The sequence below is a fragment of the Nitrospiraceae bacterium genome (assembly GCA_020632595.1).
Taxonomy (GTDB): domain Bacteria; phylum Nitrospirota; class Nitrospiria; order Nitrospirales; family UBA8639; genus Nitrospira_E.
In genome coordinates this window covers 461,871-486,217 of sequence record JACKFF010000002.1, presented here as the reverse complement: position 1 = coordinate 486,217, position 24,347 = coordinate 461,871, and the positions used below count along the sequence as shown (strand labels likewise).

At 54.6% G+C, this 24,347-nt stretch carries 14 protein-coding genes; 3 read left to right on the top strand and 11 right to left on the bottom strand.

The window, feature by feature from the left end; genetic code table 11:
• Nucleotides 1-62: 62 nt before the first annotated feature.
• The 8 genes from trmL to H6750_07170 form a co-directional block, all read right to left on the bottom strand.
• On the bottom strand, nucleotides 63-527 hold the full coding sequence (gene trmL / locus H6750_07205; GenBank protein MCB9774102.1) for a tRNA (uridine(34)/cytosine(34)/5-carboxymethylaminomethyluridine(34)-2'-O)-methyltransferase TrmL: 465 nt from the start codon (nucleotides 525-527) through the stop codon (nucleotides 63-65).
• Between the two features lie 447 nt (nucleotides 528-974).
• Entirely contained in the window at nucleotides 975-4,739 is a 3,765-nt protein-coding gene (locus H6750_07200) for a hypothetical protein (protein ID MCB9774101.1), read from the bottom strand.
• 175 nt (nucleotides 4,740-4,914) lie between these two features.
• Complete coding sequence (locus H6750_07195) at nucleotides 4,915-8,634, bottom strand: hypothetical protein (protein MCB9774100.1); 3,720 nt, start codon at nucleotides 8,632-8,634, stop codon at nucleotides 4,915-4,917.
• Nucleotides 8,635-8,681: 47 nt separating this feature from the next.
• On the bottom strand, nucleotides 8,682-10,391 hold the full coding sequence (locus tag H6750_07190) for a hypothetical protein (GenBank protein ID MCB9774099.1): 1,710 nt from the start codon (nucleotides 10,389-10,391) through the stop codon (nucleotides 8,682-8,684).
• 538 nt (nucleotides 10,392-10,929) lie between these two features.
• On the bottom strand, nucleotides 10,930-13,221 hold the full coding sequence (locus tag H6750_07185; GenBank protein ID MCB9774098.1) for a hypothetical protein: 2,292 nt from the start codon (nucleotides 13,219-13,221) through the stop codon (nucleotides 10,930-10,932).
• Nucleotides 13,222-13,574: 353 nt separating this feature from the next.
• Entirely contained in the window at nucleotides 13,575-13,952 is a 378-nt protein-coding gene (locus H6750_07180; protein ID MCB9774097.1) for a DoxX family protein, read from the bottom strand.
• Between the two features lie 351 nt (nucleotides 13,953-14,303).
• Nucleotides 14,304-15,287 carry a hypothetical protein gene (locus H6750_07175; GenBank protein ID MCB9774096.1) on the bottom strand — a complete coding sequence of 328 codons (984 nt, stop codon included), beginning with the start codon at nucleotides 15,285-15,287 and terminating at the stop codon, nucleotides 14,304-14,306.
• Between the two features lie 354 nt (nucleotides 15,288-15,641).
• Nucleotides 15,642-17,228, bottom strand: coding sequence for a hypothetical protein (locus H6750_07170; GenBank protein MCB9774095.1), 1,587 nt, complete (start codon nucleotides 17,226-17,228; stop codon nucleotides 15,642-15,644).
• A 274-nt stretch (nucleotides 17,229-17,502) separates the two neighbouring features.
• Here H6750_07170 and H6750_07165 point away from each other — a divergent pair, with 274 nt between their 5' ends.
• Nucleotides 17,503-18,498: a HEAT repeat domain-containing protein gene (locus tag H6750_07165; GenBank protein ID MCB9774094.1), complete on the top strand. Its 996-nt coding sequence runs from the start codon at nucleotides 17,503-17,505 to the stop codon at nucleotides 18,496-18,498.
• A 143-nt stretch (nucleotides 18,499-18,641) separates the two neighbouring features.
• Here H6750_07165 and nhaA read toward each other — a convergent pair whose 3' ends face one another.
• The 3 genes from nhaA to H6750_07150 all read right to left on the bottom strand — a co-directional run bounded on the left by nhaA (nucleotide 18,642) and on the right by H6750_07150 (nucleotide 21,737).
• Nucleotides 18,642-19,949, bottom strand: a complete 1,308-nt coding sequence (gene nhaA, locus H6750_07160) for a Na+/H+ antiporter NhaA (GenBank protein ID MCB9774093.1) — start codon at nucleotides 19,947-19,949, stop codon at nucleotides 18,642-18,644.
• A gap of 399 nt (nucleotides 19,950-20,348) precedes the next feature.
• Complete coding sequence (locus tag H6750_07155; protein ID MCB9774092.1) at nucleotides 20,349-21,182, bottom strand: DUF4412 domain-containing protein; 834 nt, start codon at nucleotides 21,180-21,182, stop codon at nucleotides 20,349-20,351.
• A 303-nt stretch (nucleotides 21,183-21,485) separates the two neighbouring features.
• Nucleotides 21,486-21,737, bottom strand: a complete 252-nt coding sequence (locus H6750_07150; GenBank protein ID MCB9774091.1) for a hypothetical protein — start codon at nucleotides 21,735-21,737, stop codon at nucleotides 21,486-21,488.
• On the opposite strand from H6750_07150, the gene H6750_07145 reads away from it, so the two are divergent.
• Together H6750_07145 and H6750_07140 are read left to right on the top strand one after the other, a co-directional pair.
• Entirely contained in the window at nucleotides 21,729-23,483 is a 1,755-nt protein-coding gene (locus H6750_07145; GenBank protein MCB9774090.1) for a DEAD/DEAH box helicase, read from the top strand. The two genes, H6750_07150 and H6750_07145, sit on opposite strands and share 9 nt — an antisense overlap.
• Nucleotides 23,484-23,606: 123 nt before the next feature.
• A complete protein-coding gene (locus H6750_07140) occupies nucleotides 23,607-24,341 on the top strand; it encodes an NAD-dependent deacylase (GenBank protein MCB9774089.1) in 735 nt (244 codons plus the stop codon).
• Nucleotides 24,342-24,347 lie beyond the last annotated feature (6 nt).

Genomic DNA, 24,347 nt, shown 5'->3' with positions numbered 1-24,347 from the left:
TATGCCAAAACAGAATCCCTCACTCTATCAGAATTACCCCCGCTCGCCTACGTACCTTTGCCTTACTTGGCACCAAGGAATTGCAGTTGCCGCCAGGCTTCATAGACCACCACAGCCACCGCATTACTCAAATTGAGGCTTCGTGAATCAGGCCGCATGGGGATGCGCAAACGATGCGTGGGAGGAAGCGCTTCTAAAATATGAGCCGGCAAGCCCCGCGTTTCGGGGCCAAAGTACAAGGCATCGCCAGGCTGAAAAGCCACGTCGTGATAGGGTCGTTGTCCTTTTGTGGTGATCGCAAAAATACGTGAGGGCTTTTGAGCATCTAAATAATCTTGAAGCGTAGGATAGTCCTTCATCCGGGCCAATTCATGATAATCCAATCCGGCACGGCGGGCCCGCTTATCATCCAATTCAAATCCCAACGGATGAATCAGATGCAAACCGAATCCGGTGTTGGCACATAACCGAATAATATTCCCGGTGTTCGGCGGAATCTCAGGTTCGTAGAGGACAACATCCAACATCGTAGGAATTAAGGAACCGGATATGAGACTTCCATGAATATTTTCAAAAAAGACAGACCGTCAGTCCATCAGGCTTCACCTATAATTACTGCCATCTTAGGAGAAAGCCGTTGTTCGTTGGAAGGACAAAGAAAACCTGGCTCCATTCGAGACCCTTCGCTTACCCATTTACAGAACGCATGGCTTGCGTGTGATGTGGGCCTTCCCTGGAAACAGCCATTCATAACTGAAGAAGATGGCGGAGCTCCCTTACACCTTATGTCGAGTCATCCGTCACTCACAGCCCCGCATACTGGTCACTGTGTCACGTCGATTGGTAACACATTTCCAGTCCCGTCGGTAAGCCGGCCTTCGATTTCAAGGCCAGAAAGTAGGGAGAAAAATTATTTCCAACCTCAGGTAAGCCAGGACCTCCACGGGAATTAGTCCTGATTGATTTCCCATCTCCTAGCTCGAATGCTGGTATTTATACACCGTGCCGCCAATTTGGGTAACGCTTGATCCGATCCCGAAGAGGACGTCGATGCCGAGCAACCAGGGTATGGGATCCCAAGCGGGCGATTCCGCATCAAAGTACATCAGAAACTTGAACACACTGGGTATCGGCCGAATCCATTCATTCGCCGGCACCCAGGCACTATAGTTCTGGTCTTTTAGCTGATATACCGCGGCGACAGTGCCTACTGCCTCGAGACCCAGCGCCATCGTGGTTTTCAAGGCCGGTCCAAAGGTTTTGAGGTATTTGGCATTCGCCTCAAACGCGGATACCGCGGTGAAAATGGTATCCACCAGGATGACCGATCCCCGCGTGCACCACAGCCACATGGTCCATTGATCAGCCTTGCTCCACTGATTCTGCGGTTTTTGCAGAATGCCAACCGGGACACTGACGCCGAAGGTTTCCCAACGCGGAATAAGACTCATCATGGACACCAATTTGTTGAGAGGGTTGGGTTCGTTGGTACCACTTTGTTGGGTTCGCCAAGCCAGAGTGTCCCCAAGAACCGTAAACGCCCCACTCACAGTCAAGAAATACCCGGAGCAGACATTGAGATTTGCCAATAACAAAGGGGGTAGCTGGGAACCATCTGTCACCCGCGCTCCTTCCGTTGGAACGCCCTGAGAAGGTATCGTGGGCCACGGGAGACCGGTATTCTTGATCGTGGTAGCGTCGCTGCTGGAGAACGGAGCCTGAGCAGGTTCGTTGGGCTGCAGCAATTTGCTGCCGATAAGCTTGTAAAGAATGGTGGCCGGCACGGCAAAGATGAGACAGATCAAGTCCAGCAAGGTAAAATCGTCGCCCTTGGTGATCACGTTCTTCCAGAGCCAGGTGATGATCGGAATGTCAATATTTGCGGTCAGCATCGCGATAAACGCCTCGATCGCCGAGGAAGCCAGGGAGAGGATCGCATTGATGACGTATTCAATCCCGTCCATAATAAACAGGACGAGATCTTCCGCCGCCGTCAGCAAATCAAGAATAATCAGATCGAAGAAGCTACTGGGATCGGTAATCTTTCCGGTGACGAAATCCTGCAATTTGCCACTGGTGGCATTGAACGTCTGGGTATTCTGATCGGAGGTATTTCCGCTATAGATGTACTGCTTGACCGCATCCGAGATGACTGTGGTCGGATCGGTACCTCCCGGCATTCCCGCAAAACCTTGCAGTGACAACGCGGATGCGCCACTGAAGGAGGGTTTCGACCGGCTGTAAACGTACTGGCATTTAGAAGCATGCTGCTGTTGCGTGTTTTGGGTGTTCGTTCCAGCCAGGGTGTTCTGACTGCCCGACGCGCTGTTGACATAATCGTTGTACGACTGCCCCTGGACCGATTCAAAGTTTGATTCGAGATTTTGGAAGACAGTCTTCACTTCCGCTTGCAACGTCGCGAATTCATTGTCGACGAGTGTTTGGGCGTACTCGATGGAGTTATTCATATTGGTCAACGTCTGGGTGACGCATTCTTTGATCACGTTATGCGTGTTGAGAATATCGTCCCAATCGAAGAGCATCTTCAACCAGGCGATAACCTCCTGCAGCACCTTGTAGATTTCGTCGGCCAGTTGCCGGATTTTCGAGAAGATGGTTTCAAGCGCCGCGCCCGCTTGCTTGATGGTCGAGATGACGAATGGCTCCAAATCATTGAAGACGATATTCAACACATCGTCGGTGACCGTGGCGGCAAAATAGGTCAACTGATCAAACTCGTGCTTAAAGAAATGCGCCACATCCCCGAAGATGCTCCCGGAAGAGCCTAACTGGCCGGTGGTCCGCCGGTTGGTCAACAGATCGCGCGCTTCCTCCGCGCTGAGCACGCGAAACCGGGGGCCCTCCGGATGGGCAAAGTCGATCTCCCAATGCGGCGTCGTGATCTGACTCAGATCAATGGTCCCCTGCCCCGTGGAGTCCGTCGGGTTTTGGTTCATCCAGTTCCCGGAGGCATTGATCGCCTGCGCCGCCGTGTTGGCAGAGGCAGTTTGGGAATAGTCGCCCCCGGTCAAGCCCTGATTGATCAAGTCAGTGCCTGTCACCGTTTGCAGTTGCGGAGTCACCGAGTCCGGCAGCGGCGCCAGGGGCGTCCCGTCCAGAGCTTCGATGTACTGGACCACATCGCCCCGGCACCATCGCGAGCCCGTGAGATTGTTGCCGGTATCCACGGCGGTGAACGTGATGACCGGCGGCGTCAGGCCCACCGCTTCATAGAGGACCGTGGCTTGCCCGGCCCCGTCCAGCTCCACCGTGAGCGGCGTGGTGGGGCCGACATGATAAGCGTAACTGTTCCAGACCACAGTGACCGCCTGATCGGCGGTGACCGTGACCGTGCCGTTGGCGACGGGATTGTTGCCGGCATCCACTCCTGCCAGCTCCATGGAATACGTGGCCGTTTGAGTCGGCGTCGTATTAGAGGGCGCCGGCGGCGCGGAGACCTTGCGGGTCGACCAGACCTGCGTGCCTGGGGAATCGCCATTGCCCTGGCTTCCGCCGGGCAGGTTCTGATCCATGTGAAAGACCGCGGGAGCGCTCGCCCCTGACTGCGGATCCGTCGCGAGTCCGGCCGAGAATAGCTCCGGCCCCGCCCGCATGTAGGCCGGGCAGGTGAGGGTGAGCAGCGTGCCGCCCAACTGCACCCAACTGCCGAAGGTGAGTGAGCCAGTTCCCGTCTGCTGGAGATACCAGAGATAATTGCTCCCCGGTTCGATGGCAAAGATGGTCACAGTCTGGCTGCTGTCCACCCCCACCCCTACCGCCGTCGCGCTCTTCGGTTGACTCGCAAGCCCGGTCAACTGCGTGATCGACGGTTCCGCGGCATAGAAATTTGACACGAGCCACAGTGTGCTGGTCGCATCAAGGAGCAGCACATGGCCGCTGCCGAGCGGGCCGGGAATGGCATAGAGGTTCTCAGCCGTGAGAGCGCCCTTATTGGGATTGAACGTGGAGGATTGCTCGCTCCAGGTAAACGTGGCCGTCTGCTGATTGCTCTGTTGTGACCAGGTCACGGTCGCGTCCTCATGCGAAATGTTGCTGCCGTCGACCCAGAGGACTGTGACCGCCCCGCTGCCGCCAGTCCCTTCGGTGAGGCGAAAAGCTGCCGTGTCGGGATCGGAAATTTCCGGGGTGAATTGTGTCGGGTACCGCTCGGCGATCGGCATCCATTGTGGAGTGCCGGTTTGCGGGTTGGTGGAGTAGGTCAGGACGAAGAAGGCGTGGGGGCTGACGTTGCCCGTGACCCCGTACAAATAAGCATGGCCGTCGGCGTCCACGTACTGATCCGTTTGAAAGGTGAAGCCAATCCAGTTCTTCGCCGTGGCAGACAGGGTGGCGGGGGTCCACGTGCCCGGCTCGGACGATTGCATCCACACCGCGCTGCTCCCGGCCCCCGTTGTGAGGGGGTAGTAGCAGAGGGCGTTGAGCACGCCTTGGTGATAGAACCCCAAAATGCGATTACAGATTCCGGTGTTGGCGGGCGGTGTCACGCCGAGTTTCACCGTTGTCCAGCCCGATTGGGACGTGGGGTCCGGATAGAAATGCACCGGCTCCCCGTCCCCGTCGAGCGTCAACAGTTCGCTGGTGGGATCGTGACTGGCCGGATTCTGCACGACCGTGAACAGATTCCGCGTAAGCGCATTGGACACCGGGGCTTCCTGCGTCAACAAGTAATCGTCGATGAGATTCACGCCGATGGTGATGTTCGTGATCGCTGCCGTCATAACCGTTCCTCCTCCGTGATGAAGCCGGGTTTGAGTGACGGGGATGCTCTGGGGTTGGCCCTATGCTGAATGTCCCCGTGTCGTGCTTTTCGGATAGTCCTAGTCTGGATTAGCCAACAATTTTAAAACCATGCTAAGCAAGCCTCGAGCTTACGGCACTCCGATCAGGACCGAGTTAACCGTCTTCGGCGGACATGCAGGTGGTCACACACACTCCGATCGGGAGAACCAAATCAAGACAAATGAGAACGGTCACGATAACGGGACTGCACTCGAGCATGAACTTCAGGCTTTCGTTGATCGGTCCAATGACGTTACCGGATGCATCCCATCCCGTGTAACCGGATCCTGCTTGGCTCTGGTAGATACAGGTCACAACGCCGACAGCTTCCTGGCACACACCGATGGCTGTATCGCCCACCGGCCCGGCCCCATCGACAAACTCGGTTGCGGTATGGGTCGTAGAAAACGCCACGAAGCAGGTGTCGCAGGACGCTTGAAAGATCCCCGTAAACCACGCGTTTAATGTCCAGTTGTCGGCTTGAGTCCAATCGGCCGACGCCTTGGCAAAAACCGAATAAGGGGCGGTCGAGCCGATCTGAAAGCCGGTGAGAATGACCGAAAGAATCGAGTAGTTTCTGGCAGAAGCATCGTCCTCGCCCAGGGACGCCTTGAGATCCATATTCATGGCGCACCAGCCAGAGACGATATACGAGAGTCCGGCTAGGATACCCAGGGGCTTCAAAACCTCCTTGGAGGGGGGCGTATATCCAACCGGGGCGGACCACTCGACACCGCTCTCCGAAAACGACGGCAACGACGGCCAGGCCAACTGGCTTTGTCGCAATTCATCGAGGGTTGTGCTGTTGAAGGGAGGCGACGCGTTCGAGCCCCCATACAAAATTTTATAGAGGATGGTACCGGGCACCGCAAGAATCAGGCAGAACAGATCGAGCAAGGTGAACTCGTCGCCGTTCGTGATCACATTCTTCCACAGCCACGTAATGATCGGGATGTCGATTGAATCTGTGATCATGCTTTGGAAAGCCTCGAGCGCATCCTCAAGCAGGTTGAAAATCGCCTCCAAAACCGCCTCAACCGCATCCACAACAAAGAGGACAAGATCTTTCGCGGCTTCCAGGAATTGGAGAATAATGAGATCCAAGAAGTCACTGGGATCGCTCAGAGTGTCTGTAATGAAGCTGAGGAGGCTTTCCGTATAGACCGTATAGAGCGACTGCCCATTGGCATTGGTGGGATCCATGATGCTGGTTTGAATGGCCTGAATAATGGCCGTCGTCGGATCGCTTCCGGCCAAGCTGGGTGACGCTCCCGCTAACTCTATGGCGCCAATACTACCGAAGGAGGGTTTCGACCGGCTGTAGACGTACTGGCATTTAGAAGCATGCTGCTGCTGGGTGTTGAGAGTCGTCGTCCCGGCAAGCACATTGTTGCTCGTAGCTGTCGGTGATCCCGCCTGCGCGGAATTCGCAAAGGTATTGAAGCTGGTCGAGTTGTCGAAGTGGCTCTCGATATTGTTGAAGACATTGGTGATATCCGACTTGAGGGAAGAGAACCACTTCGACAGGTCCGTCTCCGCGTCGCTGACCACCGACTTGAGATTGGTGAATAAGGTTTGATTGACAGCGTACTTGAATGCCGTGTGGGTGTTGAGAATATCGTCCCAATCGAAGAGCATCTTCAACCAGGCGATAACCTCCTGCAGCACCTTGTAGATTTCGTCGGCCAGTTGCCGGATTTTCGAGAAGATGGTTTCAAGCGCCGCGCCCGCTTGCTTGATGGTCGAGATGACGAATGGCTCCAAATCATTGAAGACGATATTCAACACATCGTCGGTGACCGTGGCGGCAAAATAGGTCAACTGATCAAACTCGTGCTTAAAGAAATGCGCCACATCCCCGAAGATGCTCCCGGAAGAGCCTAACTGGCCGGTGGTCCGCCGGTTGGTCAACAGATCGCGCGCTTCCTCCGCGCTGAGCACGCGAAACCGGGGGCCCTCCGGATGGGCAAAGTCGATCTCCCAATGCGGCGTCGTGATCTGACTCAGATCAATGGTCCCCTGCCCCGTGGAGTCCGTCGGGTTTTGGTTCATCCAGTTCCCGGAGGCATTGATCGCCTGCGCCGCCGTGTTGGCAGAGGCAGTTTGGGAATAGTCGCCCCCGGTCAAGCCCTGATTGATCAAGTCAGTGCCTGTCACCGTTTGCAGTTGCGGAGTCACCGAGTCCGGCAGCGGCGCCAGGGGCGTCCCGTCCAGAGCTTCGATGTACTGGACCACATCGCCCCGGCACCATCGCGAGCCCGTGAGATTGTTGCCGGTATCCACGGCGGTGAACGTGATGACCGGCGGCGTCAGGCCCACCGCTTCATAGAGGACCGTGGCTTGCCCGGCCCCGTCCAGCTCCACCGTGAGCGGCGTGGTGGGGCCGACATGATAAGCGTAACTGTTCCAGACCACAGTGACCGCCTGATCGGCGGTGACCGTGACCGTGCCGTTGGCGACGGGATTGTTGCCGGCATCCACTCCTGCCAGCTCCATGGAATACGTGGCCGTTTGAGTCGGCGTCGTATTAGAGGGCGCCGGCGGCGCGGAGACCTTGCGGGTCGACCAGACCTGCGTGCCTGGGGAATCGCCATTGCCCTGGCTTCCGCCGGGCAGGTTCTGATCCATGTGAAAGACCGCGGGAGCGCTCGCCCCTGACTGCGGATCCGTCGCGAGTCCGGCCGAGAATAGCTCCGGCCCCGCCCGCATGTAGGCCGGGCAGGTGAGGGTGAGCAGCGTGCCGCCCAACTGCACCCAACTGCCGAAGGTGAGTGAGCCAGTTCCCGTCTGCTGGAGATACCAGAGATAATTGCTCCCCGGTTCGATGGCAAAGATGGTCACAGTCTGGCTGCTGTCCACCCCCACCCCTACCGCCGTCGCGCTCTTCGGTTGACTCGCAAGCCCGGTCAACTGCGTGATCGACGGTTCCGCGGCATAGAAATTTGACACGAGCCACAGTGTGCTGGTCGCATCAAGGAGCAGCACATGGCCGCTGCCGAGCGGGCCGGGAATGGCATAGAGGTTCTCAGCCGTGAGAGCGCCCTTATTGGGATTGAACGTGGAGGATTGCTCGCTCCAGGTAAACGTGGCCGTCTGCTGATTGCTCTGTTGTGACCAGGTCACGGTCGCGTCCTCATGCGAAATGTTGCTGCCGTCGACCCAGAGGACTGTGACCGCCCCGCTGCCGCCAGTCCCTTCGGTGAGGCGAAAAGCTGCCGTGTCGGGATCGGAAATTTCCGGGGTGAATTGTGTCGGGTACCGCTCGGCGATCGGCATCCATTGTGGAGTGCCGGTTTGCGGGTTGGTGGAGTAGGTCAGGACGAAGAAGGCGTGGGGGCTGACGTTGCCCGTGACCCCGTACAAATAAGCATGGCCGTCGGCGTCCACGTACTGATCCGTTTGAAAGGTGAAGCCAATCCAGTTCTTCGCCGTGGCAGACAGGGTGGCGGGGGTCCACGTGCCCGGCTCGGACGATTGCATCCACACCGCGCTGCTCCCGGCCCCCGTTGTGAGGGGGTAGTAGCAGAGGGCGTTGAGCACGCCTTGGTGATAGAACCCCAAAATGCGATTACAGATTCCGGTGTTGGCGGGCGGTGTCACGCCGAGTTTCACCGTTGTCCAGCCCGATTGGGACGTGGGGTCCGGATAGAAATGCACCGGCTCCCCGTCCCCGTCGAGCGTCAACAGTTCGCTGGTGGGATCGTGACTGGCCGGATTCTGCACGACCGTGAACAGATTCCGCGTAAGCGCATTGGACACCGGGGCTTCCTGCGTCAACAAGTAATCGTCGATGAGATTCACGCCGATGGTGATGTTCGTGATCGCTGCCGTCATAACCGTTCCTCCTCCGTGATGAAGCCGGGTTTGAGTGACAGGAATCCCTATTCCTTTCTTTGCAGCTGTTCGTTGCAAACCGGATTGGCATCGTTGGGCCCTATACAGGGTTGACAGTTTGCCGTCGTCAGGTAGGGCAAATCGAAATTTGCGGGATCAGTCGACCCGCTATAATCGTATGCCCCTGTCGTGCCGAAATGGGGTGAGTTGCTCCCTTTGGCGAGAGCAACATGCTGAACGTCGCTCAGCGTGACCGATCCTTTCAGACCATGTGTATGCGGAATCCTATTGCCGGGAGAGGTGAGCGGAGTGCCGCTGCCGAAGGCCTCGTTCGGGGTGCCTCCCTCCGGGAGGCCGACCAGAAAGCGACCGGTTCCCGTGGCACTCGATTTCCAGGGATAGGGACAATTCTGGCTTGCATAAAAGGTTACGATGTCGGACGGGACCGGGGGTGGGTTGGGTGTGGAGAAGTTAGGCTCCCGCTCGCAAAGCAGGAGTTGTGTATAGGGAATGTTGTTGAAAGCCGCATCGGTCGACCCGCTGAAATCCTGCGTACCGGAAGCAGTCAAATCCTTGCAGCTCCCTAAGAAATTCTCAAATTGGTACGCGTCCAGGCTGATGTTTGAGGTGAGGGTATGGCTATGCGAACGCTGCTCGCCATTCCCGTAGGGATTGCCAACCAGGGTTCCAACGGTTCCATCTGGGGGTGCTTCAAAGGGCATGATAAAATATCCGTCCACTGGCGACGAGGGGGTGCCCGCTGTGAATTGAGTGTTCCCCAACGGGCCCTTGGCGGCCTGATTTGAATTTCCGGCTGGGACTAACCAGATTCCGCTGGCCGCTTGATTGGAAAAAAAGTTATAATTGGTGGCTCCCGAACCCGAGACGCCCGCGTTCAAACCGTTTTCTTCAGAGTACTGCACGGAGGCGTACACTTCTTTGCCGGCAAGGGCATAGTTGAAGTTGAAATCGGGGCGGGCTTTCTGTGTATTCCACGTGAACGCGACCTTTTTCTGATTATTCTGGAAAACGACCATGGTCCAAAAAGTCAGTTCGTTCGTTTTGCCTCCTGCGATCTTCGACGGGTCGGAGCCACGTCCCCTCAGAACACCATCCTTGTCATTATCCGTCCCGTCAAAGGTGATCACGACCTTGTAATTCTGGGGTCCGTTCCAGGTGACCTGATACCCTTGGGGATACCCGACGGCCGGCTGCCAGTTGGCCGGACAGGACTGGAGGTTAAAAAAGGCCAGGGCCGAGGTTCCATACCCGTCTGTCGGAGGGGGGGATTGTCCGCTGTCCGTCTTCTCACAGGCCAGCATTTGGAACAGCGGAAGGTCGGAGGAACCGCCGTTCAGTGTCGTTCCCTTCACAGTGTAATTGTGGGAACTGTCGCTCTTATGCTGGCAATTGCCCGTGCTCCCCCCGCAGTCCCCATTCTTGAGCTCCTTTTCGGGGAGGTTGAGCGGAACCGTGAAGGCATGCTGATGCACAGGGGCTTGAAGGTTCGTCAGGGGAGTGCCAACCGTTTTCTCCAGATCATAGTTCGTAAGATCAGTTGCGCCGAGCAGGAGCCGACCCTGTGCGTAGGGTGCCGGCTCCCATCCAGTCGGACATTGGCTTTGCGGAAAGAACGCGACCATGCCAGCCGGTGACGTGTCGGTGGCTTGCGCGCTTGCCGACTGGGGTGATAGTGCGCTGATCCCACCAAACATACTCCCAAAGATCATGAGTCCAAAAAGAAAATGCCTGTGCATGAAAACCTCCCTGGAGAGATAAAGTGAGAGGAATGTTCTTTTCGAATTGTCGGCTCTGGCAACCTTAAGAACCGGAAATGCGTCTTGGGTTAACATTTTCCCCAGATTTTGTCAAAAAGTTTTGTAGATCAAGCATCTCCGAAACATGCGAGCAGGACTCACGGCATCTTCATACATACAAACCACTTTCGACGACCAAAGCCCGTTCACCAGCCTGCGAGCACTCACAAGCTCGTTGTCACACACCTGGGCCTATCTCTTCGTTGAGTGGGGAGATCTCACGAAAATCTCAAACCAGCCATATTCAGGAGGCTTCTTGAAAAGCGAGGGCAGAAAGAATGTACGTGAGCAAAGAAGACTGAGGGATCAAGGGGCCCAGGAAATGACATCAACTGTGGTGCATGAGAAAAAATAGCCTGGCGGACCGGAACTGCGCTGCGGGGCCCTACCCCATCCTGAAATGGGCCAGGGCACCGACACAGGAAGTAACCGCTGAGGTTTTCGTGTTACCTTAAAGCCCTTTCATACTACGAAATAATCAATCCCGGTCATATCCCCGGTGGGGTGAGTGACCCCAGTGACCTTTCCTGTGGTCTCTCCGGTGGCCTGGCTGTTCAAACGATTGCGGCGGCCCGATCAGCGGTGTCTTGACGGGTCCGGCAGCGCCCGGGACGATCACGAACGAGTTGCCGCCCGGGTTGGTGTTATAGACCGGCCCAAAAGGACCGGTCTTTTTCCAATTGTTCAGGAGCCAGACGTTTCCAGACGGGTCGATGCCGCCTCCCGTAACCCGATCCAATGCGTCACTGACGTAACCGATGTCCCGTGAGATGGGATCACCCGTGCTCTTACCAGAGGGGCATTTGCTGGGATCCGCACCACAAAAATGCGAGAGCGGCGTATCGGGCCACACCGTATTCTCGTCGACATTGCGGGTGGGCTTCTGACCAAAATTGAATACCCACAGCGTGTCGTTCCCGTCCACTGCGTTGCCCCAGGGGATCGTGAGACCGCCGCCAATATGATTAGAGGGAGCCCTGTCATCGGCGGGATACAAAGTGATTGAAGGCCCGTCCATCCCGTCTTGGGGGTCGAGTGGATCGACGCAGGGAACTTTCACCGAATTGGAGTTGGAAACCCACATGTTCCCCTTGCTGTCGCCTGAAATCCCCATGGGCCAGGACAACACCGGGACGTTGTTGGCGTCGAGGTTTGATAACGTTTCCACGGTGCCATCGGAGGACACGCGGTAGACCCCGCCAATCGCCTCGGTTGGATCGGCCATGCCGGAATTGGCCACATATCCGACCTGGTTGGCAGTGACCCACGCGCGGCCCTTCGGATCAATCGCGATGGCAAACGGTTTGAGAAGTGGTGCGTCCGAATTCGGCTCCGTATCCGGGATAGTGGGGGCGTAGATGCCCGCTTCTCCTCGTCCGCCAGGAAATGCGATATTCCTCGCGTGCCGGGGTTTACCTTTTGGAATGAATGTGACCGTGTCATTTCCGCAATTGGCAATCCAGATGTTGCCTTTTTTGTCGGAAACGGTGGCCTGTGGCCACCAGATATGGCCTTGACTAAAACCATCAAATCCAGAGATCGGGCTGCCATCGGGATGAAACACGGAGACGCTGTCATGCGCGGCCGGGATCTTTAATGCCGGGTCAGGCATAGGGTCTACGGTCGTATCCGCACAGGCCGGCGCTTCGAACCCGAAATTACCCACCCAGACCTTGCCGTGCGGGTCCAGCCCGATGCCAAACCCCGCGCCGCTGAGGCCTCCGCCGAAGTAGGGCGATCCGGGGAAGGTCTCACCCCAGGGATACAATTTAATCAGGCGCTGGCCGGCACAGGCAATTTCATTTGAGAATGTCGGACGATAATTATCGTTGATCCAGGCGAATCCGCCTTCGTCAAAAGCGATTTGGCCAGGGCCGCTCATAAGATTGAATGGATCATAGATGTTGTGCTGCCCCCCGTTGAATTTGATGAACAACAACCAGCTGGTCGGACGTTTCGTCAAGGCCGGCTGATTGACCGGGTCCAATAGCGACAACTGAAAGAGCGGATCGTCCGTATCTGTCGGATAACCTGGATACGAAGGGTATTTGGCGATGTTGGCGACGGCTTGCAGCACCGTGGTCGGTGGCGGTCCCCCCTCCGGCGTCGTCGCCACAAACAGTGCCTGACAGTTGGCGTCATCTGCCACACAGCCCGCAACCACGTTGGTGAGGGAATTGAATGTCGGGTATGTCGACGTCTCGGTGCCGTTTGGTTTATTGAAAAGCACTTCGCCAATGTTCCCGTTCTCCGGATTGGCCATATTCTCCGCCATCTTCACGGCGCTGATCATGCCGTAGGTATTGCCGTGAATATTCCGTCCGTCAACGAATTGGGCGAAGGCGGTTCCCGTGGCAACCGTCGTGCGCTCGTTAATGACGACCTCGTGGCGAACGTTTGCGCTGGTGCCGATCGCGCCGGCCAGCATAACCGGTCCGTGTTCGGCGATGACGAAGAGGATGGACTGCTGACCATGTGGCAACCGGTAGCGGATCTTGAATTTCCCGTCGACATCGGTTCTGGCCGTTCCAAGTACGTGACCGTTCCCATGCCCGCCTGCCTCAGCCGCATAAAGCAAGATCGTATATCCGCGTTGCGCATGGCCATTGCCCTCTACAGTGCCACGTAGCGTTTGAGAATATGGATATTGTCCAGCATGGACAGGTAATCCCACAGCCATGGACGCCAGAATAAACATGGTGATTGCCGTGACAGCGACCGGTAATTTCCTGAAAAAGATCAATCGCGCGGGTCCAAAGATGGGGATCATGATCAGACCTCCTTATTCTCTTTCCTCTGCACATGGAATAAAAAATAAATGATGTCTTTTCTGAGGGTAGGGAATGAACACTTGTCTGGTCAAGAAATGAACAGGTGCAGACGAGTCCCAAAGCAGAGAGAGGCATCTGGGAATGAGGCAAAACAAAAAGACCCTCTATTGATGGGTCACCGCCCTGTCCTTCAAGCGCATCAAGGCTAGGCTAGCCCAACGTGTGATGCAGGCAGATCCGTTACAGCAGAGCCCCTTACAAACGAAACCCCACTGAAATGTGAATGAACAACCCAAGAGATTTTTTTGAAGGATTTTGAGCGGACCAGAACATGGATAAAGCTTAAACCGATTTATTTTTCAGAAGGCCAATAATTGGCTCCACTCTTCCGGGACGGTTCCCGGATCATCCAAGCCAACAGAAGCAGAAGACCAAGCAACACAAGTGGAACCGGCACACCACCCATTTCCCCAGCCCTCAGGTGTGTCAGCGCCGCACCCACCATGGTCAAACTCAAGACCACAATGCCATACCATTGCGTCTTCGGAATAAACAAACAGAGTCCGCCGCCGACTTCAATGATCCCAGTCAAATACAAAAACCAAATCGGATACCCCCATTGCGTAAAATGTTCAAACTGAGACTCACTGCCCATGAGCTTGGCTCCCCCTGCCACAACAAAACAAATCCCTAGCAACACACACAGGACAATTTTCATTACTCGCTTCATGACACCTTCAACCCATGCCGGGGAAGAGTATTGAGGAAAGTAGGGAAGACCTCATCCATAACCAAACCTCCGACCTTGTTGTGCCTGGCAAGCCGCACAACAAACTCAACTTGGCACCCACTTTTCCCAACCAGTTATTTCCATATTATCAATGAGATCGAACACACGCTTAGCTATCCCTCAATCAAAAAAGCGCAGACGTATTCGCGAAGAAATAAAAAATCCGCCTCAAACTTTGCGCGTTAACTTGCCATTGCTGTCCCCTCCTCATCCAGGCACCACATCGAAAATTCCCCGAAAATAAGGAAAAAGGAAAGGCTCTAATTTTCTTGTGGCCCTACTTCCTGTGCATTATTCAGTCTCGGTTTTCTTGGGTAGTCTAAGTGTTGCTCCACGCAGTTGCTTATTTGTGAGATGCTCAAGACGTCGCGTTAACTTTTCCTTTAAGTCACGGAGATTCTCGTACTCAGGACAATTGTATCCTGCAAGATCGAAGTGAAGATTTGTGCCTGTCTTTCGAAAAAGTATCACCCGTTTTCTAAGAGCATGTGCAAACCCAATTTCATAGTACACGCTAGGTCGCTCACCAGTAAGGTCGGCAAAGAGGAACTCTGCAGTCGCAATCTCGTTAAGAATTCGTTGCGTGATGAGATCCTCGTGTTCAATGTCATCTGCCCTAACAGCTTGAATTTCGAACTCAGCGAATATCGCTTTCACAGTATCACTCACATCCTCAAGTTCTCGCTGGGATCTCTCCATCCACATCATGATAAAGGCGGTGTTTGGACGGTAGCGTGCTGGTGCAGTTGAGTTACTCGTCATTCCTTCTGGGTTCGTTAGTCCATGGGACGCTGTCACCAATTCTAGAATACCCACAATTTTAGTTATCCAGTCGGCAAAGATCCGCCGCGCATCCTCAGGGGAACAGGCATCGTCGTCTGATTGCCCTGCCGGATGGATACCTAGGACCGTGTCCTCATCATAAAGTACTTCGGTGGTCCAGGATCGAAAACGACGCAGGAGCAAGGCAGCTCGCATGGCCTTGATCCCAGTCATGAGATCTCTCTGGTCTGCTTCGGACACCAATGAGGCCTTCTCTACCGCAGTTGTCATCTGACCCGCTACCGTTAGGAGGCGGCGCACCAACGCAGAAGCTTCATCTTGGACCTGCCCAGGCACCTTGGACCAGAAATAATCGCGATGCGGTTTCTCCCATCGGAGGTCTCTGGAAATCTCCGAAAGGGCAATTTCCATTTTTTCGAAGTACTGATCCGCATCTACCCCGAGACCTTCAACTGACGACCGGAGATCAGCAACTTCTAATTGTTCAGACACCGGGCCATTCCTTTCGAAAACAAACAATAATTAAATAGTCTGCATAAGAGGGCAAATACAAACGGTCTCTTTCTGTAAAAGAGTTTGCTATGTCTTTTTGTTGCACATACTCCTTAATTCCCCTCACACATATTCTGCATGTTCGTCAATCAGCTGTTCGGGTTTAGCTCCCCTTGCAGGCCCTCGAATAGACCAAGTAGATTCTTGGTCAATGGCCGAATTTAGTCAAGTTGTGGGCTAGGCCAAATCTTCTTAAACCCTACATAGGGTAGGCTGAGGAAAAACGAGCCTTGCGAACCAACACCGTGCGATAGGGACAATCTGACTGAAGCGCAGAACCCCTTCCCTGCTTACTCAGCTCCATGGCCGGGCTTCGATGCGTAAAGTTCCAACCAAGCCAGGGCGAGCGTTCTGCTCAATCGGGATATCAAAGGCGATGCCTGCACTTGGTTTCCCCTTGATGAGAGGGCGCGTGTCTACGTCTTTGCCGGGTTTGCCGGGATTCATGTCCTGGTAACCATACTTGATGCGCCAACCAGCCGTGGCCGTTTCATCAGGAAAGGCCTCGACGAGAATCAACTCACGATAGATAAACCCACCCTCATAGTGGCGCTTCATGAACAGCAGGCCATCCACGACGTAATCCGGCACCAGGACTTTGATGTCGAAGGCGAAGCTGACCGATTTGGATGTTTTGACGCTCTTGTTCGGATCAAGAAAAATGGAGAAGAGGTGTGGACTCTTCGTGCGATCCGGCTTGCGCTTGGAGCGATCCTTCCCTGGGAACAAATCATCGTAGGTGCGGAAGATGGCGGAATTCTCGCGCACCTCGCGCCGCGTCATCTGCCACTGACAGCCGCGCACGCTGGCGGCAATTTCAAACTGATACGACGCCCGCACCGTCTTACCGTCGTCAAGTGCCTTTTGTACCTCCACCGGCAAGGTGATGTCGTCGATGTCCAGAATGCCATCCACGCGCAATTTACCGAACAGAAACCGCGTGAGGTTCTGGTAGCCTTCCTCGGAGTTCACAATACCGTAATGGCCCGAATGGCTCCTGTGCACGAAGGCGCGAGGGGAACTCACATCCTTGCCGTCGGGACCCGCCCCATGTGTGGTGGCATTCTCGAGACGCACCAGCCCGTCGCTGGCATCGCCCGCCGCCCACGCGGAGATGCCCCCGGCCACTGTGTAATCGCGTGAATCGGTGCCGACCAGATTAAAGATGCGCTCGGGCGGAAAGTTTTTTACAACCGAGACGTCATCACCCTTGGGTACCGCAAGGTAGGAGGCCATCTTCTCGCGATTGAAGTTATTGATATCGCCGAACGAGAGCCAGCCCGGCACATTGCGCACAATCCGCATGTCAATGCCATTGTGAGGCGTGGCATAGGTAAAGACTTTATCAACCGCACCGCGCGCCTCCGCTGAGCCGAGTTTCGTGTTCTGTAGAAAGGCCCGGCAGATCAACCCTCCCATAGAGTGAGCCACGAGATATACCCGAAAGTCTTTGGACGTGACCTTATTGTCCTTATTCGCGCAGACCTTTTCGCGCAGGCGCAGAATGAGCGTGCCCAGGCCTTTGGCGAAGTGCTCAATGGGCGGGGTCTTGCCGTCCCCAAAGTCCTTCGAAGCTTCATCGTAATAGCGGTAGATGATAATCGAGCGGTATGGGATAGGATAGTCGGTACGCTCGGCCGCCACGAGGTCGTCTCCATCCACAAAGACATCCTCATATTCGTGATCGCTCATTAACCGCACGAGCGGCGACTCGAAATAAAAACGCTTCACGTCGCCGGTCCATGCCGTGCGCGACTTGGTCGAACCGATGTTAAACCCCATATACGGGTCGGCCACCGTTTCCTCAATCTCGCTCTGTGTCGCGGCGAAGCCGCGGACGTAAATAATCGGGTGGTAGGGATGCTGCGCGGATGTCGTCATGAAGGTACCTCCGAATTACGATTGCACGAATGTCAGTGTGAGCAAGCCTTCTTCTGTTATGGTTTATTTCCCACCGCAGATGCGGGCATCGGCTGAGAGGAGATTTTTGGTCAATTCAGGAAATTAGTCAAGGTGTGGAGAGGCAAAAGAAGAACAGAAAGGTCAGCATGGCATCAGGAAGATTTGGAATTCCGCATCAACTCTTGATAGGCTGCAAGTAATACGTCATTGATGGCCGGAGAGACCAGATTCGTCCAACCCAATGGAGCGTCCTATGCTTCACCGTCTCAGCCGATGGAATCCGATCAGACTTCTTTTCTTTTTTTCCCCACGAAACGAACATGAACGAAATGCCGGGTGGCCACGACAGCGATTAGCCATCCGATACCTGAGGACTGCGTGGAGCGCGTCTGTCCTCCTCATCAGTCTGACCCTGACGATTTCTCTCACGGATAGACTGTGGGCAAATGAAGCGCCACTAACCAAGCCTTCATGGTCTCAGGAGGATCAAAAGATTCTACAAAACATTCACACCATCCTCGTCGCCGGCACCGTCCAAACCTGGTTGAATGTGCCGAGTCCACCCTACAATGTGGGGATAACCTTGAAACTCAAACTGGAAGATGCGGGGTTCCAGGTGGTCTTTGATCCCAAGCAACCACATGATGCCATTCTCTACATTCAATATGAGGAAATACCCAGTGGACAGTTTCAAGTGTTGGAACAAGCGACAGCTATCCGCTACGACATGAAGCTGGTGCATGACCGATTGGGTCAAGTCTTTTCACATCACTTTGAAGCAGAACCCAATGCGATTCCCCTCGGGAGTCTGTATTGGGATGCGATCGGTAATCTGGAGGAAGACCCCTATTACTGTTTTGTAGGAGATCTCATTCGGGGATACATTGATGGAGACCAGAATGCCCAGGACATGTTAATGGAGGTGTTGGTCAGGCCCTTTACCCAGAATGAGTTGGTTAATGCGGCCGGAGCTCGAGGCGCCACTCAGGCTATTGTCCAACAACGCGCCAGGTTGAAAATCATTCAGGAACTAGGACAGGGGGTGTTTCATACCCCTGAAGCGGAGGCTGTCTTATGGACAGTCGCCAAAAAAGCACAACCCAACGAACGGGGGGCGGCCATGACTCAACTTGGCGAGATTGGCGACACCACGTTTCTCTCTCCACTTACAACATTATTGGAAAAAGAAACCGATCCGGAAGTCCGATCGGCTGCGGAGCATGCGATCCAACTTATTGAATCCCGGTAATGCAATTGAGCAAGAACTTCGACTGTATCCAGTAGTCCTATAGCCCTCGCAAATAATCTTTCTAAAGTATTTCCAGCCTCTGGTTTGATTCTTTTTGCAACTTCCCGCACTGCATGTTCCACATTCATTCTTCTATCAAGAAATCACCCTGCCCTCTGCAGCAGAAAGTATCCCAAACACCCACCGACCAGCGAGGCCAGCAGGATGCCCAACTTGGCTTGGAGGATCAATTCGTCATCGTCAAACGCCAGTCCGGTAATAAACAGCGACATCGTGAACCCCACCGAAGCAAGCATGGCCGCACCAAAAAGGTGGGGCCAGCCTGTCTGCTCCGGAAAAGACGCCCACTGTAATTGGATCATGACGTAGCACATGCCCATGATGCCCAACACCTTTCCTCCCAGCAGCCCTGAGGCCACTCCTAATGTAACCGGACTGGCTAACTGATTCAGGAAATCCACCGGAAAGCTGATCCCGGCATTTGCCAACGCAAAAACCGGCATCACCACAAACGCCACGAAGGGGTGCAAGCCATGTTCCAGCCGTTGGAGGGGAGTCAGTGCCTCCCTGGCCACCGTGCGTATGTCTTCAAGCACATGGAGTTGCTCGTCAGTTACCAGGGTCAGGTCATTGCTTTTGGCCATCTCAAACCTTTCTCCCAATGTTTTGATGCGTGAAACGAATCCCTTGTCCGAGATCTTCACATTGGCAGGAATCGTGAAGGCGGCCAGCACCGCAGCAATGGTGGCATGCACTCCTGATAAGAGGAAGGCCAGCCACAGGCCGCCGATTCCCAGCAGTCCATACCACAGAATGCTGCGTACACCCAGCAGGTTGGATGTCACCAGCAGGATCATGAATCCCGCACCGGCTACCAGATTAATGAGGTCGATGTGTGATGTATAAAAAACCGCAATGACCAGCACCGCGCCAAGGTCATCCGCGATGGCAAGAGCGGTCAGAAATACTTTAAGCGATAAAGGGACCCTGTTGCCCAACAAGGAAATTATGCCGAGCGCGAAGGCAATATCGGTCGCCATGGGTATGCCCCATCCGTCTCTGGCGTCGCCCGACGAATTGAACGCCAGGTAGATCAACGCCGGCACAACCATGCCGCCTACTCCCGCCGCGATAGGGAGCAGCGCATCACGGGGATTGCTCAGTTCACCCGCCATGATCTCCCGCTTCAGTTCCAACCCGATCACGAAGAAGAAGACGGCCATCAGCCCATCATTGATCCAATGGTGCAGGGTCTTCCGGATCATAAAATCGTTGAACCCGATGGAAATTTCGTTGTGCCATAAATGGTAGTAGACATCCGCAAAAGGAGAATTGGCCACGATCAATGCCATCAGGGCGGCAACGAATAGCACCATGCCACTGGTGGACTGCCTGCCAAGAAAGTTGTTAAGGGGATCGGTCAGCCAGGTATCGACTGGGGTTTTCTTCATGCTTTGAAACTACCATGAAGAGCGGGGATACGAAACCGGATGCCAGACCGATTTCTTATGGTATGGAATCCGCTATCTCACCGGGACTAATGCATCATCTTGCGTATCCTTCCGACAGGCGCCATCATACCTACCACCGCACGGTTGGCGATCTAATAAAGAGGAGAGTCATGAAGGATCAACGAGGAAAATGATGGGATTCTCTTGTGTAGATATTTCGATTGAACCACGCAGGCAGGGAACGAAGCCCTGATGTTTCTGGCAAACCTCATCCACCTTTATCCGGCTGGCTTCCTGAGCCGGATACGAAAGATCAAAGTCCAGGTCGAGAAACCTGAGGCTCACCAAGACTCTTTGTGTCTCTCAAGGTGTCTCTATTCACCTCCAGGTTCTTCTTTGTTACTGCCCCATGGGAGAGGGAAAATTTTTCGGCAGAAAATCTTTTTTGACATAATCGTTGGGAGGGTCAAATTCCTTCGCGGCGACCGATTTCTCCTCCACTCCGGTCAAACGGCTTTCTGTGACAATGGTTCCATTGGAGAAAATTCTCGTGAACACCGGGTAGCCTTCAATCTTCCCTAGGGATTCAAAAAAGGACGCTGGACCTCCCCCGCCTTTGAATGCCCCTTGCCATACCTCCTGTGAAAAGGCGGCCATATCTTGAAACACGCCTCGAGCTTCCTGACTGCCAGGAACCTGCTTCCAATCACTCACACAATGTTCAGCAACTTTTTCGTTTTCCCGCCAGGTTTCATATTTCACACAGGGATAGCCATTGATGGTCTGCCTTTCGCCGGTTTTTTTGACCTGCATTTCGACCTTTCCGCCCATCATGGCAGGATTGATCCCCTGCCCGGCAAACATTTTTTCCATCATGGCTCGTCGTTCCGGAGGCATATTCTTTAACATTTCCTGCATCTTTTCCATGGCCGGGTTGATCTGTTGACCAAGACTGACCATCGTGGCCTTGTCCATAGCCCGCCAGGTGTGATCTCCATGATTGATCAGCAGAATTTCCTCACGGTCGCCTCGATAAATAACCGTAGATTGAGTGCCCCTTCCCTCATTCATCGTCATTTTCAGTTTCTTTCCGTCAACCGTCATCGCGTCATTTCTGGAAGGCACCTCTGTCCGATTGGGAAAGATAGTCTCGACATGAAAAACCACGCCTGCGCAGACCGTCGTCTGAATACCCAGCACCAACCCGCCCACAACCCCCAGAATCTTCCTCATATTAACCTCCTGTCGGGTGATAAATGCCCAACCTGCTAGTTTGACGTGTGGTAAACACCGAGATCCGTCAATTTCTCAAAATTCAGCCTGATTCACAAGTCATTTTAATGCGGAAAAGCCAAAACAAACTCTCCTCTCCCCCGCCATTATGATCCCGCCAGGAACCATTTTTCCTGTAGGGATCTAGGAATTGGTTTCCTCTTCCTGGTAAAAGGAGTATAGACAGGTAAGGCTCGTTAGACGACCACCCCATATAACCGACAGGCAGGCATCCCCTAAAGGAGGTCACGAGTTGTCGTGACCTTACACGGTTTCGTCATTATGGTCAGGGACCATAGGCTGCCCGGCGCGACACGACCAACGGGTCGCGGGGTAGGACAACGCTAAGATGGCCCAATCTCTCAGAGATGGAGCCAACCAGCCCGGGAAAGACGGTATAGCCCGTCCCTTCTTCGCGTCTTTAACGAACATCCCATATGCAGGGACCGGCCCAAGCCGGCCGACACACAATATCAGGACCACATCCAGAAAGGTTGCAAAACCGTCATGAAACACGATGCCTCCAATTCACCTACGGCTCCAACGATGAAAGGCTTTTCACCCGGCTTTGCGGCTCTCGGCCTGGAAGCGGCGCTGCTGACCACGCTCGAGGCATTAGGATATGAAGAGCCAACTCCCATCCAACGCGAGGCCATCCCACCGCTTTTGGCCGGAAACGACCTGCTGGGGCGTGCCGCAACCGGAACTGGGAAAACCGCTGCTTTCACGCTTCCCTTACTTCAGCGTCTTGCCCATTCGCCCAAGCAACCACACCCTTCAGCCCTAATTCTCGTGCCCACCCGCGAATTGGCCATACAAGTTTGCGAGGCTGTCCAGCGTTATGGGAAACAGCAGGCCATCGCCATCCTCGCGGTTTATGGAGGACAGGCCATCCGACCACAGCTCATCGCATTGAAACGCGGGGTCGATATCGTCGTGGCGACGCCGGGACGGGCACTGGACCATATCCGACGCAAAACGCTTCAGCTCAAAGATCTTCAGATTGTGGTGTTGGATGAAGCTGATGAGATGCTTAATATGGGATTTGCGGAAGATCTGGATGCCATTCTGAAGCAAACGCCGACGACCAGGCAGACGGCACTATTTTCAGCAACTATGCCTCCGCGCATTGCATCAATCGCACGCCACCATCTGCGCAACCCCATCGAGATTCAGATCATCAAGGAGCCCGTAAAGGCGGGGGTGGCCCCACGGGTGCACCAGACTGCCTACCTCGTGGCCAGGCCACATAAAGTGGCGGCCCTGGCCAGAATCCTGGATATGTCCAGTCCAAAGTCCGCTCTGGTGTTTTGCCGGACACGATTGGAAGTCGATGAGTTGACCTCCATGCTCAACGGCCGGGGATACCGGGGAGAAGGCCTGCATGGCGGGATGAACCAGGCTCAACGCGATCGGGTGATGCAATCGTTCCGTGCCGGGAAAACCGAGCTGCTTGTCGCAACGGACGTGGCGGCCCGGGGTCTGGATATTCCCCACGTCTCACACGTGGTGAATTACGATGTCCCCTCCTCTCCGGAAGCCTACGTCCATCGTATCGGTCGAACCGGACGCGCCGGACGCGCGGGCGAGGCTATTACCCTTGTGGAATCACGGGAACGCTGGCTGCTGCAAAACATCGAGCGCGTGACCAAATCCAAAGTCGAGATGGGCACGCTCCCGACGGGGGCCGACCTTCAGGCGAAGCGCCTAGAACAGATTGGCGTTTCCATTCAAGAAATTCTGAAGGCCAATGACTTTGAGCCATTCCGAGTCGTGGTGCACACTCTCGCCGAAAAGTTTGATCCGGCGGATGTCGCCGCAGCCGCCCTTCAATTGGCCTATGGCTCAAAGACAGGTAATCGGGTTGAAGAGGATATTCCTACAATACGCGACCGGACACCGGACACATTACAGACGTCCAGACGGCCAAGGCGAGGGCCAACGGATTTCCCCGACTCTGGACGGGCTCCCAGGGGAAGTGGGAATAGGCCGGTCGGCAGGCGGGAACGTCACAGTCAATCCGCAAACATGGCGACTTTGCATGTGAACGCCGGTCGAATGGCAGGGGTCCGCACAGGAGATCTTGTCGGTGCCATCGCCAACGAAGCCGGTATTAATTCGAATCGTATTGGCCCCATTAAAGTCTCCGATCAATTCTCTCTGGTCAAAGTGCCGGAAGAGCATGTCCATGGCATTATCAAGGCTCTAGGCCGGACAAGAATTAAAGGGCAAAAAGTTACCATCCGCCTCTATAAGGAATAAGAGGGTTCCTGACACCGGCAGTAAGGGAATACTCTGAATCGTGTGCTTGGGCAAACCATCATGACTTGATTGAAAAATAGAATTCGGAATCTGCCTATCTTACCCTGAATTTGAATTTATGTTATGCCTAGTGGTCTGACGATTCGTGATGTGCGTGACCGTATTACGAAAGCCCGGTCGGTCACGGTCCTTACCGGCGCAGGAATTTCGGCGGATAGCGGCGTGCCGACGTTTCGCGGACCAGAAGGCTTGTGGAAAAATTACCGGCCTGAAGAACTGGCATCGCCCGAGGCCTTTGCGCGGGACCCGAAACTTGTTTGGGAGTGGTATAACTGGCGACGTGAATTGGTCGCAACCAAACACCCGAATGCGGCACATGAAACCCTCGTTGAACTCGAACAACGGATTGAACACTTTTGGCTTATCACGCAGAATGTGGATGGACTTCATGCCCTGGCCGGCTCGCAACGTCTTTCCGAAATCCATGGCAACATCTGGAAAGTGCGTTGTACGCAATGTGACAGGATTTCGCCGAACCGCGACCTGCCTTTGGTCTATCCACCCATCTGCACGGACTGTTCCGGGTTATTACGCCCTCATATTGTATGGTTTGGAGAATCATTGGATCAGCAAGATTTAAACCGCAGTTATCAGGCATTGCGGACTTGTGATATTCTTCTCATTATTGGAACGTCAGGCGTGGTCTATCCGGCTGCATCCTTTGCTTCGATTGCTAAAGACGGTGGGGCATTGGTAGTCGAACTGAATTTGGACCCGACGCCAAACTCCTCTGTGGTAGACGTGGCCTTTCAAGGCCGCGCCAAAGACCTGGTGCCGCTGTTGCGCAAAGACACCTAATCGCGG